The organism is Kitasatospora sp. DSM 101779 (assembly GCF_025655475.1).
In the GTDB taxonomy this organism is placed as follows: Bacteria; Actinomycetota; Actinomycetes; order Streptomycetales; family Streptomycetaceae; genus Kitasatospora.
Genome location: NZ_JAHTIK010000002.1, coordinates 31,632 through 46,510 on the forward strand (window position 1 = coordinate 31,632; position 14,879 = coordinate 46,510).

The 14,879-nt window shown below is 72.2% G+C and carries 16 protein-coding genes; 5 read left to right on the plus strand and 11 right to left on the minus strand.

What is annotated here, in order from left to right:
- Positions 1–250: 250 nt before the first annotated feature.
- The 11 genes from KSNIM_RS38435 to KSNIM_RS38485 form a co-directional block, all read right to left on the minus strand.
- Entirely contained in the window at positions 251–2,368 is a 2,118-nt protein-coding gene (locus KSNIM_RS38435; protein ID WP_263108301.1) for a hypothetical protein, read from the minus strand.
- Positions 2,369–2,531: 163 nt separating this feature from the next.
- Positions 2,532–2,906, minus strand: a complete 375-nt coding sequence (locus tag KSNIM_RS38440) for a hypothetical protein (protein WP_263108302.1) — start codon at positions 2,904–2,906, stop codon at positions 2,532–2,534.
- 38 nt (positions 2,907–2,944) lie between these two features.
- Positions 2,945–4,012: a hypothetical protein gene (locus tag KSNIM_RS38445; protein WP_263108303.1), complete on the minus strand. Its 1,068-nt coding sequence runs from the start codon at positions 4,010–4,012 to the stop codon at positions 2,945–2,947.
- A 19-nt stretch (positions 4,013–4,031) separates the two neighbouring features.
- Positions 4,032–4,574 (minus strand): hypothetical protein, encoded by a 543-nt coding sequence (locus tag KSNIM_RS38450; protein WP_263108304.1) that lies wholly within the window; start codon positions 4,572–4,574, stop codon positions 4,032–4,034.
- 217 nt (positions 4,575–4,791) lie between these two features.
- Complete coding sequence (locus KSNIM_RS38455; RefSeq protein ID WP_263108305.1) at positions 4,792–5,061, minus strand: hypothetical protein; 270 nt, start codon at positions 5,059–5,061, stop codon at positions 4,792–4,794.
- Between the two features lie 175 nt (positions 5,062–5,236).
- Entirely contained in the window at positions 5,237–6,841 is a 1,605-nt protein-coding gene (locus KSNIM_RS38460; protein WP_263108306.1) for a hypothetical protein, read from the minus strand.
- Positions 6,842–6,960: 119 nt separating this feature from the next.
- Positions 6,961–7,194, minus strand: coding sequence for a hypothetical protein (locus KSNIM_RS38465; protein ID WP_263108307.1), 234 nt, complete (start codon positions 7,192–7,194; stop codon positions 6,961–6,963).
- A gap of 115 nt (positions 7,195–7,309) precedes the next feature.
- Positions 7,310–7,498: a hypothetical protein gene (locus KSNIM_RS38470; protein WP_263108308.1), complete on the minus strand. Its 189-nt coding sequence runs from the start codon at positions 7,496–7,498 to the stop codon at positions 7,310–7,312.
- A gap of 141 nt (positions 7,499–7,639) precedes the next feature.
- Positions 7,640–7,777 (minus strand): hypothetical protein, encoded by a 138-nt coding sequence (locus tag KSNIM_RS38475; RefSeq protein WP_263108309.1) that lies wholly within the window; start codon positions 7,775–7,777, stop codon positions 7,640–7,642.
- Positions 7,774–8,166 (minus strand): hypothetical protein, encoded by a 393-nt coding sequence (locus tag KSNIM_RS38480; protein WP_263108310.1) that lies wholly within the window; start codon positions 8,164–8,166, stop codon positions 7,774–7,776. The genes KSNIM_RS38475 and KSNIM_RS38480 overlap by 4 nt, the downstream gene beginning before the upstream one ends.
- A 166-nt stretch (positions 8,167–8,332) precedes the next feature.
- Positions 8,333–9,094, minus strand: coding sequence for a hypothetical protein (locus tag KSNIM_RS38485; protein WP_263108311.1), 762 nt, complete (start codon positions 9,092–9,094; stop codon positions 8,333–8,335).
- A gap of 419 nt (positions 9,095–9,513) precedes the next feature.
- On the opposite strand from KSNIM_RS38485, the gene KSNIM_RS38490 reads away from it, so the two are divergent.
- From KSNIM_RS38490 to KSNIM_RS38510, 5 genes are all read left to right on the plus strand, one after another.
- Entirely contained in the window at positions 9,514–10,272 is a 759-nt protein-coding gene (locus KSNIM_RS38490) for a GntR family transcriptional regulator (protein WP_263108312.1), read from the plus strand.
- Entirely contained in the window at positions 10,272–11,138 is an 867-nt protein-coding gene (locus tag KSNIM_RS38495) for a GNAT family N-acetyltransferase (protein WP_263108313.1), read from the plus strand. The genes KSNIM_RS38490 and KSNIM_RS38495 overlap by 1 nt, the downstream gene beginning before the upstream one ends.
- 463 nt (positions 11,139–11,601) lie before the next feature.
- A complete protein-coding gene (locus KSNIM_RS38500) occupies positions 11,602–12,864 on the plus strand; it encodes a hypothetical protein (RefSeq protein WP_263108314.1) in 1,263 nt (420 codons plus the stop codon).
- 82 nt (positions 12,865–12,946) lie between these two features.
- Positions 12,947–14,449 carry a replicative DNA helicase gene (dnaB, locus tag KSNIM_RS38505; protein ID WP_263108315.1) on the plus strand — a complete coding sequence of 501 codons (1,503 nt, stop codon included), beginning with the start codon at positions 12,947–12,949 and terminating at the stop codon, positions 14,447–14,449.
- 180 nt (positions 14,450–14,629) lie between these two features.
- Positions 14,630–14,879 (plus strand): helix-turn-helix domain-containing protein (locus tag KSNIM_RS38510; protein ID WP_263108316.1); only part of this gene is annotated, 250 nt, incomplete at its 3' end.

Here is a 14,879-nt window from a genome sequence, read left to right on the forward strand (position 1 = left end):
GGTCCAGGCCGGCCATGCGGCCGGGTCCGGTCGGCTCGATGCCCCAGACGGCGACGGCCGGGCCGTGGGCGGCCTTCTCGGCTGCGATCAGCTGCTGAAGGGTGCGGGTCTTGCCGGAGCAGGCACGGCCGACGATCAGGTGGTGGGTGGCGTTCACGGGGTTGCCTTCTCTCTCGCGCATGCGCGGGTGTGGGTGTGCCCGCCGCCCAGGTGTTCGGGCGGCGGGCACGGTGGAGGGGGTGACGGTGGTTCAGGCGGCCATCGCGGTGACGGAGCCCCAGGCGCCGTGGCCGAGGTCGACGACCTCGTTCTTCTCGGCGGCCCGCCTGAGGGTGGAGGAGACGGTGGACATCGGCATGCCGAGCCGGGCGGAGATGATCCCGGTGGTGGCCTGCCCCTCGGTCTCCAGGAAGGCGAGGATCGCCTTCCTCTTGTCGCCGCGCACCGGCGTCCCGGCCGCGGTGGCGGTGGTGGTGAGCTGCTGCTCGAAGCCGGGACCGGTCTGCGCCGGGACCTTGCCGAACGAGATGGCCGGGGCGACGACGCCGCCGTTCTTCTTCTGCGGCGCGCTCGGCGGCACGTCGCCCGCCACCTGGCCGAGGGTGGCGTCCCGGTCCGCGGTGACGCCGGGCACCGGCGGCAGCTCGCCGCGCCGACGGGCCGCCAGGCGCTCGTGCCACTCGACGTAGGCGGGGCCGATGTGCTCGGCGGCCTCCTGCGAGATGACGGCGGGGGTGCCGCGCTTGGCCCAGCGGGTGGCGATGCCGGCCCGCTCCGGCGCCCAGCCCCGGAACATCGCGGCGCGCTCCTCGACGCCCTTGAGGTAGCCCATGCCGGAGGTCGGCACGCCGGGCTGGTCCGGCCAGGTCGCGGGGATGTCGTTCGGGTCCGCTGGGAGGTTGATGACGTACCCGGCGGAGCGCTCGGTGGTGCGGAAAGCCACGTTGTTGCCCGCGGTGAGCGGCTGGCGCAGCTTCGTCGTGCCGAGCGAGTCGAGGGTGGGCAGGTGGGTGACCAGGCGGAGCTTGATGCCCACCTTGCGGCCGAGGATCGCGATCCGCACCGCGTAGTCCAGGGCCTCCGGGTAGTTCCCCCAGACGTCCTGCCACTCATCGATCGTCACCGAGATCAGCGGCTCCTCCGGCGTCGGCGACCAGTCCGTATCGCCGTACATCACGTCGCCGTCGTCGTCGTGCCACACCGTCAGGGCGGAGGCCTTGGAGCGGCGGGTGAGCTCGGCGTCGGCGGCGATCAGCATCGCCATGCACTCGTCCACACCCGGGGCGAAGTAGGAGAGGTAGTCCTGCCAGAAGCCGAAGCTCTTGCCCTCCTGCGGGTCCCCGCCCCAGGACGTCACCAGGCCGGAGTGCCGCTCGATCGAGAACAGGCTGCGCAGCAGCGCCGACTTGCCGGAGCCGGTCGCACCCGAGATGTGGGTGTGCACGGCGCCCCAGCCGGGCCGCCACATCTGGTACTGCGCCGGGGTGCCGTCGATGTGCAGGCCGAGCCGGGCGATCCCGGTCTCGACGTCGAGGGCCTCCGGGCCGGGGAACACCGGCACCTGCTTCAACGGGTTCTTGTCGTAGACCAGCAGCTTGGCACGGGACGCCGCCCCGCCGGGCACACCGTCCACGGCGATCGAGGAGATCGGCAGGTCGTAGGCGGAGGCGATCAGCGTGGTCGCGGCGATCGCGGAGGCGGTGGTCTGCCGGCCGCCGTCCAGCTCGATCAGCGCCTCCCACGCTCCGTCCCCGGTGTCGATGGGGTCGACCAGGCGCGAGCCGGGCAGCGCCCCGCGCTGCCCGCCGACCTTCTCCTCCCAGCGGGCGATCCGCTCCTCGACGCCGAGCGGTGCGGCCGCGGCGCGGATGCGGCGGCGCCACCACCACGGGATCGCCGTGGCCGGGGTGAGCGCCAGCCACCACAGCCCCGTCATCGGCGCCTCGAACGGCCCCGTGTGCGTGACCGGCATCAGCGTCAGCAGCGCTCCGGCCGCCGTCGCCGCGGCCGAGGTGCGCAGCAGCTCGGCCCTGCGCATCGGCCGGTTCGGCGGGGTCGGCAGCGCCCGGTGCCGGTGCAGGAACCGGGTGGTGCGGCCGCTGTAGGGCCGCTTCGCCCGCCACGCGCGGGTGGCGAGCACGGCCGCGGGCAGGGCGGCGTCGACGGCGAGCGCGCCGACGATGCCGTGCGGCGCGGCGGTCAGGGCCTGGCCGTAGCCGGCCAGGGCGATGGAGGCGGCCAGCGGCGGCAGGTGGCGGCGGTTGCGGTGCAGCCGGCGCCAGGCGCCACGGGCCATCCGGCCGCGCAGGCTGCCGCTGCCGGCGGTGGTGTCCGCCCCGGCGGGGGCGGAGGTCTGGGACTTCATCACGGGGTGATTCCTCCGGTGAGGGCGGGACGGGCTCGGTCAGGTCGTACGAGTGGTGCGGGGTGCTGCGGGTGCGGCACCTCGGCCGGGCACCGAACCGCCCGCCCCGCAGCAGATGCGGGGCGGGCGGGCGGTGTCCGACCGGGACGTCACGTCCGGCGGGATGTCACATGCGGTTGTTGTAGGCCTCGCGCTTGGCGGCCGGGACCGGGGCGGAGGCGACCGCCCGGTCGAAGCCGCCGTGCCGCTGCTCGATCGCCAGGCCCGCGGCGCGGGCCATGCCGTTCAGCTCGATCGCCGAGTTCGCGGCGGCCGCCACCGCCTTCGCCTGCCCGACCAGCGCGCCGCCGACCAGCTGGAAGTCGTGCAGCGTCAGCGGGTCGAAGCCGAGCTCGCGGATCGCGCCGAAGTTGCGGTCGGCCTCGACGACCTTCGCGTTCAGGCGCTCGAAGCGCTCGCGGGCGCCGGCCTCCTCCGCGGCCGTGGCGGCGGCGAGCGCCACCAGGTTCTCCTGGATCTGGCCGTAGGTGATCTCTGCCATGCAAGTTCTCGCTTCTCGTCTTGGGTGCTGACCGGTGGTCAGTCGCCGTAGGTGGTGGTCTCGGCCATGTCGACGTCGGACTGGTTGCGGGCCTCCTGGATGCCGCCGTGGCGGCCCCAGACGTTCGCCGAGGCCTGGGCGGCGTTGCGCTCGGCGAGGTCGGAGGTGCGCAGGTCCTCCTCGCGGGCGGCCTGCAGCTCGGCCAGCTTCTCGACGATCGCCGCGAGCTCGCCGAGCGTCGCCTTGTCGTACTTCGCGGCCGCCGCGGCGTTGTAGGCGTGCTCCGCCTTGCCGCGCAGCTCCGCGAGGCGGGTGACGGCGGCGGTCGCGTCGTCCCGCTCCATCCGCGCCCAACGGGCGAGCTGGGCCAGGTACTGCATCAGGGAGTCGACGCCGGTCACCTCGGTGACCCGGCCGGCGACGGTGGGCAGGGTGCTCATGCTGCTCCTCGGGGTGCTCGCGCCCCCGCCACCGGCGGGGGCCGTGGGTGAGGTGCCGTCGTCCTTGACGACCCGCAGGTGCGGGCCGCCGACCGGCTCCTCGGCCGGGGACGGCGGCGCCCCCGCCGCATCTGCGACGGGGGCGGTCCTGGGGGGCGGCACCGGCGCCGCGGCCGGGCCCGTGTCGGGCGGCGGCGGGTCGGTGGTGACGTGGACGTGCACGGTCGCGGCCGCCCGCGCCGCCGCCTCGGCCTCCTTCGCGTCGGCGATCGTCTCGGCGGTCGGCGCCGTCGGGCCGCCGGTGTTCACCGGCTCGTCCTCGACGATCTCGGCGTCGACGACCTCCGGCTCGCCGGCCGCTCCCGCAGGCGCCTGTTCGCGTTGGGCCCGCCGCTCGGCCTTGGCGGCCTTCACCGTCGCCCGGCGCTCGCTAATCGTCGTCTTCGTCTCCGGCCAGGCCTTGCGCCAGCCCTCGCGGGCCCCGGACGTCCAGGTGTAGATCCTGGCCACCGAGTTGATCGCGCCCTGCGCGACCTTGCGGCCCGCGTCCGTCCGGTCGGCCGGCTTCGGGTCTTTCGGCGTCTTGTGCTGCGCGGCGGTCGCGCGGCCGGCAGCGACGCCGCCGGACAGGGCGTAGGCGAGCGCCATCGCGATGAGCAGTTCCATCGGGCTCTCCTCTCCTCTCTTACTGCATGCCGAAGGCGGAGGCGACCAGGTGGCCGATGAACCGGGCGACGGCGCTGATCGCGGTCGCGGCGCCGTCGCCGACCTTGCCGGGGATCGCCGCCACGAAGAACGGCATCGTCGCGGCCAGGGCGAGGGTGCGCGGGGTGCACTTGTCGTCGCGGACGTCCATCAGCAGGATCACCGCGGCACCAACCGACACCAGCCAGCCCAGCCCGATGCCGACCCAGTCGGTCATCAGGTGCGCCGCCGTCTGGTTGGCCCAGGTGGTGCAGGCGGAGATGAGGTTGCCGAGTCCAGTGCCGGCCAGGCCGACGCCGCCCGCGGTGAACATCGCGATGTGCAGGCGGGGCATCTCCAACTTCGACAGCGCCCCGTTGATCGCCCCCGTGACGCCGCCGCCGGCCTTGCCGCCGGTGCGGTGGCGCTTGCCGAGCCCGGCGGTGGCGGTCTGCCCGCCGCTGGCGAGCACCTGCATCGCCACCGACAGGGCCATGCTCGCGACGCCGACTCCGGCGCCGACAACAGCCTCGATGACAGCCATGATCGTCCCCTCCCAAGGGGTCTCGTTGGATCACCAAACAGGGGCCGGACACCGGCTGGTGACGGCCCGGAAGATCAGGTGCGGTCGCCCTTGCGGTTACGCACCGTGGGCGGGTACTCTCGCGCGCGCCCGCGGGCGCGCCTACGCGTTGGGGCGGGCAAATACGCGTACGGACGCGTAGGGATGCGAATTTGAGCGATGCGAATTTCGCATCCGGTCACTTGCTGTGACGCTTCGCCAGGGCCTCCGACAGCTGCCGCAGGACGGCCGCGAGCTGCATCCACTCGCCGTCCCGCGCCCCCTCCGGCAGCCTCCCGATCACCGACCGGAGGATGTTCCACTCGGCCGCCGCGGCCGCCGGCGGACCACCCGCCGCCGCCTCGCTGCGCAGCTGCGCGACGTGCGCGCCGACCCGGCGGGCCCGCTGCTCACTGCGTTTCTCTGCCTGCTTGCGCCGCCAGGCCGGCGGCCGCGCGGTGCCGCTCACCGTTGCCTCCTTGTCGCTGTGCCCGCCGGTCTGACCTGCGGGAATTGCTGTTTGGGCTGTTCGTGGCCCGGCCGGGCGGCCGGGCCGATAGCGTGGTGCTCGGCGCTTCGGCGCCTTCGGCGGTCACCAGGGCGATGTCTGCGCCCTGGTGGCCACCGGAGAGGCCGACTCCTCGTCAGGCCGTCTCGTCGCCGGCCTGGGTGTCGTCGTGCTTGGTTTCCTCGGAAACCGGCATCTCGTCCTCCAGCGCGGACGCGATGACGTCGTTCTCGAACTCGGCGTCGTTCGCGAGGCGCTTCTTCGCGGAGCGGATGCGGTCTCCGACCCACGTCTCGCCCTTGCCGTAGCGCTCGCCGATCGCCCGCTGGTCGATTTCCGAGCCCTCCAGCATCAGCCGCGCGACCTCGCGCTCGGCCTGCTCGCGCAGCTGCGAGCGCAGTTCGCGAGGAACGGTGCCGCCGTTCTGCGAGGTGATTTCCGAGAGGGAACGCGAGGCGACAGTGCGGGAAGCGCGAGGGGTCTGCGAGGCGAGGCGCTGCTGCCTCGCGGCCGCACGCTCCTCCGCCTTGCGGCGCTTGGCCGCAGCCTCCGCGGCCTCCTTCTCCCGGCGCTCCTGCTCGGCGGCCTGCTGCCGCCTGACCTGCTCGTTCGCCAGCAGGATCTGTGCCTGCGCCTCGCCCTCGGCCTTGATCCGCAGCGCCTCACGCTCGGCTTCCGAGCGCTGCCGGGCCTCCTCGCTCTCCCGCTCGAAACGCAGCCGCTCCGCCTCGATTTCCTGCTTGCGGCGCAGCCGGGCGTCCTCGTTTTCCCGCTCGGCCCGCAGCCGCTCGGCCTCGCGAAGCGCCCTCGCGTTCTCCAGCGCCGTCTCCTCGCGGAGCCGCTCGATTTCCGCTTCGCGCTCGCGCTGTTCCTTCTCGGCTTCGCGCTTGGCCCTCGCGTTCTCCAGCTCGCGCTGTTCGCGAAGCCGCTCGGTTTCCGTCTGCGAGGCGATGCGGGCGACCTCCGCGGCCTCGCGCATCCGCTCGCGTTCCAGACGCTCCTCGTACTCGCGGTCCTCGCGGCGCCGGCGGTCCTCGCGTTCGGCCCGCTCGGCCTCGCGCCGCTCCCTCTCGGCCCGCTCGTTCTCCTCGCGGGTGCGGCGCTCGCTCTCGCTCTTCGCCGCGTGCTGCTGGTCCTCGAAGGCCTGCACGACCTGGCGCAGCTCGCCGAGCCGCTTGGCGAGGTACTTGCGGTAGCCGGAGGACGCCTCGGCCATCGTGATGAGCAGGAACGGCGCCACGGAGTGGAGCAGCAGCCCGCCGGCGTCCGGGTGCGCGGGGATGAGCGTGAAGTGGCCGTCCGGGTACAGGCTCGTCCAGGAGTTCATCAGCCACGTGGAGATGCCGGCGAACCAGCGCAGCAGGAACGGCCAGGTTCCGGCCCGCTCGCCGCCCTGCTCGGCGAGGACCCCGTCGACGTACAGGACGGTGATCAGCGCCAGGGAGGCCATCGGGTCGAGCATCCAGGCGATCCACACCGGGATGTGGTGCGTCATCGCGAACAGCGTGACGTTCGCGCAGGTGAAGATGAGTGCGCCGCCGCCGATCGACATCAGCGAGCGGGTGATCATGTCGCCGAGCTTCTTCAGCTTGGCCAGCGCGGTCTTCGCCGCGTCGTACTCCTGACGGGACACCACGTGCACCGCACCGGCGGGCGCCGCGGGGTGGCTGCTGCCGGGGGCGGGGTGGCGTGCGGTCGGCACCGGGCTGGTGCGGACCGGCCTGTCGGCGGTGATGGACACCTCGTCTCCTCTCTTCTACGGCGGGGACGCCGGGGTGCGTCGGGCACCGACGAACGCCGCCGCACCCCTCGACCCGCAGATGCGGACGGGGCACGGCGGCGAACGACAGCAACCGGCGGTCAGAGCTGGTTGGGCTGGAGGTCGAAGTGGAGGACCGAGGCGCCGGCCAGCTGGGGGTCCTGGCGGACCATGTCGGCGACCAGCCGCGTGTAGACGTCGTAGCGGCTCATCCCTGCCGGCGAGCAGGTGCCGGAGCTGGAGGAGATCATGAAGCCTCCGCCCATCGGCTTCTGGAGGGTCAGGATGTAGTGGTGGCTGCCCTGCGGCGGCGCGGCGGGGGTGGTCTGGGACATCGGCTTCTCCTGGGTCGACGGGACGGTGCGTCGGGCACCGACGAACACCGCCGCACCCCTCGACCCGCAGATGCGGGCAGGGGCGCGGCGGCGAACGACAACAACCGACGGGCGGTCAGGCCGCGGCGGCCAGGCGCCGCAGCGCCTCGACCGTCTCGGGGTGGGCGGCCTCGTCCAGGACGTGCCGCTGCTCCAGGTCCGCGCCGCCGACCGCCGGGCGGGCCAGGGCGCTGTCGGCCCACGCCGCGAGGTCGCAGGCGCCGGGCCTGGCCTGCCGGGTCTCGTACTTCTCGCTCGTCCTCATCTGTGTGCTCCTCCTGTCATGGCTGGCGTCGCTACTTCTGCTGGCCGGCCCTCTCGGCCTGCGCCCTCGCGTGCATCTCCCGGGCCCGGCGCAGCAGCTCGTCCATCTGCCGCTGGGTCCAGGCCTGGTCCTCAGGACTGCTCACTGGCCACCGCCAGCGGCTCGGGCCGCGGCCTCGGCAGCGGCACGCTCGGCGGCCCGCTGAGCCTCCAGCCGGGCCATCTGCTCCTGGATCTGCCGCTGCAGCTCCGCTGCGCCCTGGGCGTCCACGGTGGTCACCCGGCCAGCGGGAGTGCGCGGACGGCGGCGGAGACTGTGGCCGGGAGCGGCCGGACGGTGCGGATCACGGTGTGCGGGGCGATGTCGTCGAGGTCGTCGAGGTCGATGACGACCTGGCGGATCGCCCGGCTGGCGGCCAGCGCCCGGCCGCGGACGCGGCGGATCTTGGTGCGCAGGAGGATGAGCAGGCCGTCCAGGCCGCGGGCGCCGTCGGGGTAGCGGCCGGCGGCGACGTCGTCCCAGACCGCCTCGGCGAGGTCCTCGTCGAGGTCGGCGGCGGCGGGGGTGATGGCGGCGAGCTGCTCGGCGGCGGCCACGAGCAGCGTGCCCGAGTAGCGGGCGTACAGGTCGTCGAGGTCCGGGGCGGCGGGTGCCATGATGGTGTCCACGGTCGTTTCCTCTCGTCTACTGCGGGTGGGTTGGGCGACCGGCAACGGCCCCGGGGAAGTGCGTCCCTGGGGCCGTTCTTGCTGGCTGTACGAGCAGCCACGGCCGCCGCCCACCCCGTCGTACTCGGGGTGGGCGGCGGCCGTGGCGGTTCGTGCTGGCAGTGGGTCAGGCGGCCGACGGCTTCTCCGTCGGGACCTCGATGCCGCGGATCGGACCGACGGCGTCGCGCAGCGGGATGCGGCGCAGGGTGTCCGCGACGAACACCGCCGGAAGCCTGCGGCGCCACTCGTCGGCTCGGCGCTGCGGGTGTTGCTCGGCCTGGCGGCGCTCAGCGCGGCGCTGCTCCTGCTCGGCGCGGGCCTGGGCCGCGCGGCGCTGCGGTTCCTGCCGGAGCAGCTGGAGGTAGGTGGCGGCCAGGCGGCCGCCGTCGATGCAGTGCGCGCGGCCGGTGCAGGCCGAGCATCGCTTGCGGTGCGCCTCGTAGGTCTCGCGGGCCGTGTCCGCGGTCGGCGCGGCCGGGGCGAGCTGGGTGACCGCCGGAACGACCGGCGTCTTCACCTTCTTCAGCACCTTGGTCGGCCGACGGGCGGCGACGTCGGCACTGGCCTCCACCCGCTGCTCCTGCCACACCGCGAGCGGCATGTCGATGATGAACAGCCTGTTCGAGTTGCCGCAGCGGCGGGCACCGGGGGTGCCAGCGCGCTCGGTGTGGTGCGGGGCAATCTTCCACTGCTTGGTGCCCTTGTTCAGGGTCAGCGGGCACCAGGTCTCGCAGGCCGGGCAGGCCAGGACCTCGGCGCGATGGGTGAGTTGGACCATGGTGGGCGGGAGCTGCGACAGCAGGAGCGCCGGCTTGCTGGAGACGTTCGTGGTGCGGGTCCGGCTCTTGCGCTGCCGGGCGGTGGGGATCGCGGTCGAGGTGGTCATCGGGTGCTCCTCGTCTGTACGGAGAGAGGTGAGGGCGGCATTGCGGTGCTCTCTCCGCCCGCCAGGCCGCACGGGAATCCCGGCGCCCTGGCGAGCGGACAGCGCATCAGCGCTGCTGCGGGGCAGCCGCATGGGTTTGGTGGAGCTACCCGGCACCCGAACTGTGGGCGGCGACTACCTGCTGGATGGTGGCACTCGTTCACCGCCAAACACCTAGACTTTGGTGCCTAAGTTTTGGCGACATGGATGACCGTACGCACTGAGTGACGGAGCGTCAAGCTCTTTGGTGCTTAAGTCTCTTGATTGAGTGCAAAAGTGCACGTCGATGGCTACGAAACATGCACCCCCAGGCGCCGACACGCATCCAAGGTGGGCGACTTAGGTACCAAAGTTACGCACCATCAGGTACCTTGTGGCCCATGACTCCGACAGATCAGATGAGAAGGGGAAGCGCTCGGTCCGTCGCTGACGCTCTGCGCGAGCAGATCAGGTCCGGCGTGTTGGTCCCGGGCGCAGTGCTTCCCACCGGGCGCGAGCTCGCCGAGGAATTCAACGTCGCCCCCAAGACCGCTGCGGCCGGCGTGGACATCCTCAAGGCCGAGGGCCTAGTCATTGGGGAGCAGGGCGGTCGGCGTCGAGTCCGAGCCGTTCGCCGCATCACCTGGAATCTGTCCGAGTTCGAGCGAGGTCGCCGCCGCGATTCCCACGCACTGGACGACTGGGCAACCGCCATCAAGGACGCCGGCCGCGAACCCCGCGAAACGCTCATCAAGACAGTGGAACCGGCCGATGCGCAGACCGCAGAGTGGCTCCGCATCATGCCCGGCGACGAGGTTGTGAAGCGTGCCCGCGTCCGCTGGGTTGATAACGAGCCGTTCCAGCTGTCAACCAGCTACTTCCCCGCCACGATCGCCAGGGGGACCTTGCTGGATGAGGACCGGGAACTGTCAGTCCCTGGTGGCGTGCTGCGCCACATCGGGCACCCCCAGACCAGTATCCGCGACGAGATCAGCACCCGGATGCCCACACCTGAGGAGAGCACGGCGCTTCAGCTCCCGGTGGGCACTCCGGTGATCCAGCACGTCCGCATCGGCCACGGGGCTGAGGCCCCTGTCCGAGTCATGGTCACCATCGCCCCTGGTGACCGCCACCTGCTCGTGTACGAGATGGAGGTCTGATGACCAACTATGGCGTCCGTCTGGCCCAGGCCAGCGACATCCCGGACCTGATGAGCCTGCGCGCTGAAGCTGAGCAGTGGCTGGCCGCCGCCGGCATCGACCAGTGGTCGGATCCTGACCTCGGCGAGCGGGCCATGCAGAGCTGGCTGGAGAAGATCCAGCTCGGCCGCACATGGGTCTTCACCGCCGACGGCAACAGGGTGGTTGCAACCGTCAGCCGTGGTGATGCAGACCAGGACTTCTGGACGGCCGACGACGACATCCACTCAGCCTTCTACATCTACAAGCTGATCGTGGCCCGCTCCGAATCCGGGTCCCACCTTGGCGCCCGGATCCTGGACTGGGCCTCGGCCATCGCAGCAGCCGAGGGCAGGTCGTGGCTGCGCCTGGACGTTTGGCGCAGCAACCGTCGACTTCAGCAGTACTACGAGAAGTGGGGGTTCGACCACGTTCGAACCGAGTCTCCCCGCCACAGGCTTAGTGGCTGGCTTGGCCAGCGTCCGGCGGGCAGCCTTCTCCTGCCAGACGCGATGCTGCCCCTGATCCCCAAGCCACTGCCCGCGGGATTCGCCGAGCGGCTGGCCAATGCCCAGGCTCGCGCCCGGGAGCTGAGCGACGAAGTCGCCGAGCTGCTGGCGGATCTGGAGGCCACCTCGACTCCTGTCACCGGCAAGGTGAGGGGAGCCTACGATCGCGCCCACGAGCACCTCTCCATCGCCCGAGGCACGGTGCGCACCAGCCTGGAGAGGCTGCGCTCGACCGCAGCCCACGCCCAAGCGTTCCCCGCGTCGGACGATGCGGCGTGGGCTTCTGCGCCTCGGCTGCCGCTCCAGTCATGGGGCTCCACGGCCTCCGAAGACTTGTAATCGGGTCGCAGACCACATCTACAAGCCGTTCGAGTCTGACCACGGCGGACACGCCCACCGCCATCACCCATGTGAGCGGCTCCGCCGGGGTCTAGGCTCACGACGTCGCCCCATACCCCAACTGAACAGACAAAGCAAAAGCGGCCCCCTCCGCCAAGAGTTCGAGGCCGCTTCCACCGCATATAGCTGTTGTCGGTCCGACGGTACCAGGCGCACCCAGCTCGCGGCGAGAGACACCCGTCTCCTCGCCCAGCCTGGGTAGCACGCGGTAACGCTGGACCGACAACAGCGGGAGAGAGCACCTGTTGCGTCACCCCGCCCCCCGACGTCGCCGTGTCGCCCCGGCCGCTCCGCCCACCCATGACACGCGTCACTCCATCCAGGGCCACGCCCGGCTCCACCACAACCACCGCCCGACCGTCCAGGCCGTGCTGCTCCCCGTGCCCGCCGCGGGTGGTGTCGCGTGAGTGCGGACCATGGCGGAGAGCAGCTGGCGCAGATTGAGGGCCCGGACGGGGACGAGTTCTTCGGGGCGTACCTCCTGGACTGGATCGCGCTGTGCGATGACCTCCAGGACGGCGACACCCGCGGCTACTGGACGCTGCGGGCGCTCATCTTCGACAGCAGGGGGCGCATCAACCGCGTCCGGGTGCTGTCGTTGGCGGAGCTGTGCCAGCTGATCCCCGGGCCGAACGGGAAGCCGAGCAGCCTCACCCGGGTCCGGGGGATGCTCGGTCGGCTGTCGACGGTAGGCCTGGTCAGCACGCCGGAGAACGGGCCGATCAAGACGTCCTCACGTGGCAGCGCCCTCGGCAAGCCCCTGCGTATCAAGGTTCACGACCGGCCCTGCAACGGCTACGTGCCGCGCTGGTGCAACACCGACGAGAAGCTGGACGCCATCCAGCCGAAGGCCACGCAGGCTGCCCGCCGAGCTGCCGAGAAGGAGGCCGCCAAGGCCCTGGAAGCGAGGGCAAAGCGTGCGGGTCGGAATTCCGACCCGCACCCCACCGAGGCGCCCGCGGGTCAGAATTCCGACCCGCGGGGTCAGAATTCCGACCCGCGGGGTCAGAATTCCGACCTGCATCTGGCCGCTGACCAGCAGGATCACGAGCCGTACTCCTTCCCCTGTGCTCCTCCTCTCTCTCTCCTTGCGTCTGCCGACCCCTCTGCCGCCGCCCAGGAGCAGGAGAAGAAGAAGGAGATCGACGAGCAGGAAGAGCCCCCGCAGGGGCAGGCCGCGCCTTCGGCTGCGGCCGTACCCGCGCCCCGGGAAGAGCCCGCTCCCGCTGCGCCCGCGGCCGAGCTGCCGGCGGACGTTCAGCGGATCGTGGCGGCCTGGCAGGCTGGCCGGGACTCGATCGGGGTCGGCCGCCACCGCGGGCCGGATGCCCTGACGGAGTTCACCGAGTCGGCGACCCGGCTGGTGGCCAAGGGCGAGTCGGTGGAGTGGCTGGCGGCGGTCGCGGCCTGGATGGGCGGGGAGAAGCCGTCGTGGTGGCGTCTGGGCGAGGCGATCCACGCCCAGTACGCCGGCGCCCCGGCCAGGCCCGCCGCGCCCCGTCGCCCGGACCCGAGCAAGTGCCCGCGCCACCCGGTGCTCCCGCTGGACTGCCCGACCTGCGTCCGCGAGGAGCAGCAGCGGCGCGGCGGCAAGCCGGAAGGGCTGTCACTGGCCGAGATCCTGGCGGCCGAGGGCGTGCCGTGGCAGTCCAAGGTCAACGTCTGACCATCCCCCGAACAGCAAGCGGCGGCCGGGGTCTGCACCCCCGGCCGCCGGATCGAACCGTCCCTCGAACAGGAGATTCACCATGAGCGTACTGCCCCAGGACCCGGCCCCGGAGCCGAACGACCTGCCCGAGGAGCCGCCGGAGGACGACTACGCGCCGACCGGGGAGCCGGTGGTCGAGCAGCTGCCCGCGCCGCGGTGGGGCGGGCGGACCCGCAGCCGCGGCGGGGACGACACCCTTCCCGGCGACGGCTTCGAGCGGGTGCCGCCGCAGGACCTGGACGCCGAGCAGTCGGTGCTGGGCGGCATGCTGCTGTCCAAGGACGCGATCGGCGACGTGATCGAGGTCCTCCAGCCCGCCGACTACTACCGGCCCGCGCACGAGACCATCCACGCCGCGATCCTCGCCCTCTACGCCAAGGGCGAGCCGGCCGACCCGATCACGGTTGCCGGTGAGCTGACCCGCCGCGGCGACCTGGAGCGGGTCGGCGGCCCCGGCTACCTGCACACCCTGGTCAACTCGGTGCCCACCGCGGCGAACGCCGAGTACTACGCCGAGATCGTCCACGAGCGGGCGGTGCTGCGCCGCCTGGTGGAGGCCGGCACCCGGATCGCCTCGATGGGCTACGCGGCCGAGGGCGAGCTCGACTCCATCGTCCAGGCCGCCCAGGAAGAGGTCTACAAGGCCGTCAGCGCCCGTACGGTCAGCACCCCGTACGCCCCGGTCCGCGACGACGTCGAGGCGTTCTTCGACGGCCTGGACGCGGCCAAGACCCGCAAGACCCTGGCCGGTCTGTCCACCGGCTTCGCCGACCTGGACCAGCTCACCAGCGGCCTGCTGCCCCGCCAGCTCGTCGTGATCGGCGCGCGGCCGGGCGTCGGCAAGTCCACGCTCGCCCTGGACTTCGCGCGGGCCTGCGCCGTCCACCAGCAGAAGGCCTGCGCGTTCTTCTCCCTGGAGATGGGCCGGGCGGAGATCGTGCAGCGGCTGTTCTCCGCGGAGGCGAAGGTCGCCCTGCACCACATCAAGGCCGGCACGGTCACCGACGACGACGTCCAGCGCCTCGCCCGCCGGACCCCCGAGGTCATGGACGCGCCGCTGGTGCTCGACGACTCCCAGGAACTCACCCTGATGGAGATCCGCTCCCGGGCCCGGCGCATCGCCCAGCAGCACGGCGGCCTCGGCCTGGTCGTCGTCGACTACCTCCAGCTGATGCAGTCCGGCGGCACCCGGCGCTTTGAGAACCGCCAGCAGGAGATCAGCGACATCTCCCGCAACCTCAAACTCATGGCCAAGGAACTGGAGTGCCCGGTCGTGGCGCTCTCCCAGCTCAACCGCGGCCCCGAGCATCGCACCGACAAACGCCCCATGGTCTCCGACCTGCGCGAGTCCGGAGCCATCGAGCAGGACGCCGACATCATCATCCTGCTCCACCGCGAGGACATGCACGAGAGGGAGAGCGCCCGCGCCGGCGAGATCGAACTCAACGTCGCCAAGCACCGCGGCGGCCCGCAGGCCGTAATCACCGCCGCGTTCCAGGGCCACTACAGCCGCATCGTCGACATGACCCGCGACATGGACTGACCGCCACCACCCCACACTGACGGCCCGCCTGGACCCCACCGGAGCCGGGCGGGCCAACTGCCGGGAACGGCTTGCCCACCGCACGCCAGGCTTGCCCAGGGCTTGCCCGCTGGCTGGGCAAGCCGTGTCGGACGCCCGCCCATTACCTGACATACCGCCATGAATCCGGAGAGATCACGCATGGGAGAGATCGACGACGGCTTGGAGCGTGCGATGCGCACCCGGCCGATCCCCAAGTCCGTGCCCGCCCGGGTTCGGTTCCTGGTGAAGGCCGCGAAGGGCTCGACGGCCGCGGTCGCCGTGCAGCTCGGCGTCTCGCAGCGCACCGTCCAGCGCTGGCTCAAGGGCACCGCCACCCCGAAGCCGGCCGCCGCGCGGGCGATCGCCGACGCGGTCCGCGCCGCCTGGCAGCCCCGGGTCCAACGGCGGG

Bases quoted from the DNA above. Each gene is read 5' to 3' on its own strand.
- KSNIM_RS38440 (WP_263108302.1), bottom strand. From the start codon at position 2,906: ATGGCAGAGATCACCTACGGCCAGATCCAGGAGAACCTGGTGGCGCTC.
- KSNIM_RS38445 (WP_263108303.1), bottom strand. From the start codon at position 4,012: ATGGAACTGCTCATCGCGATGGCGCTCGCCTACGCCCTGTCCGGCGGC.
- KSNIM_RS38450 (WP_263108304.1), bottom strand. From the start codon at position 4,574: ATGGCTGTCATCGAGGCTGTTGTCGGCGCCGGAGTCGGCGTCGCGAGC.
- KSNIM_RS38465 (WP_263108307.1), bottom strand. From the start codon at position 7,194: ATGTCCCAGACCACCCCCGCCGCGCCGCCGCAGGGCAGCCACCACTAC.
- KSNIM_RS38470 (WP_263108308.1), bottom strand. From the start codon at position 7,498: ATGAGGACGAGCGAGAAGTACGAGACCCGGCAGGCCAGGCCCGGCGCC.
- KSNIM_RS38485 (WP_263108311.1), bottom strand. From the start codon at position 9,094: ATGACCACCTCGACCGCGATCCCCACCGCCCGGCAGCGCAAGAGCCGG.
- KSNIM_RS38490 (WP_263108312.1), top strand. From the start codon at position 9,514: ATGACTCCGACAGATCAGATGAGAAGGGGAAGCGCTCGGTCCGTCGCT.
- KSNIM_RS38495 (WP_263108313.1), top strand. From the start codon at position 10,272: ATGACCAACTATGGCGTCCGTCTGGCCCAGGCCAGCGACATCCCGGAC.
- dnaB (WP_263108315.1), top strand. From the start codon at position 12,947: ATGAGCGTACTGCCCCAGGACCCGGCCCCGGAGCCGAACGACCTGCCC.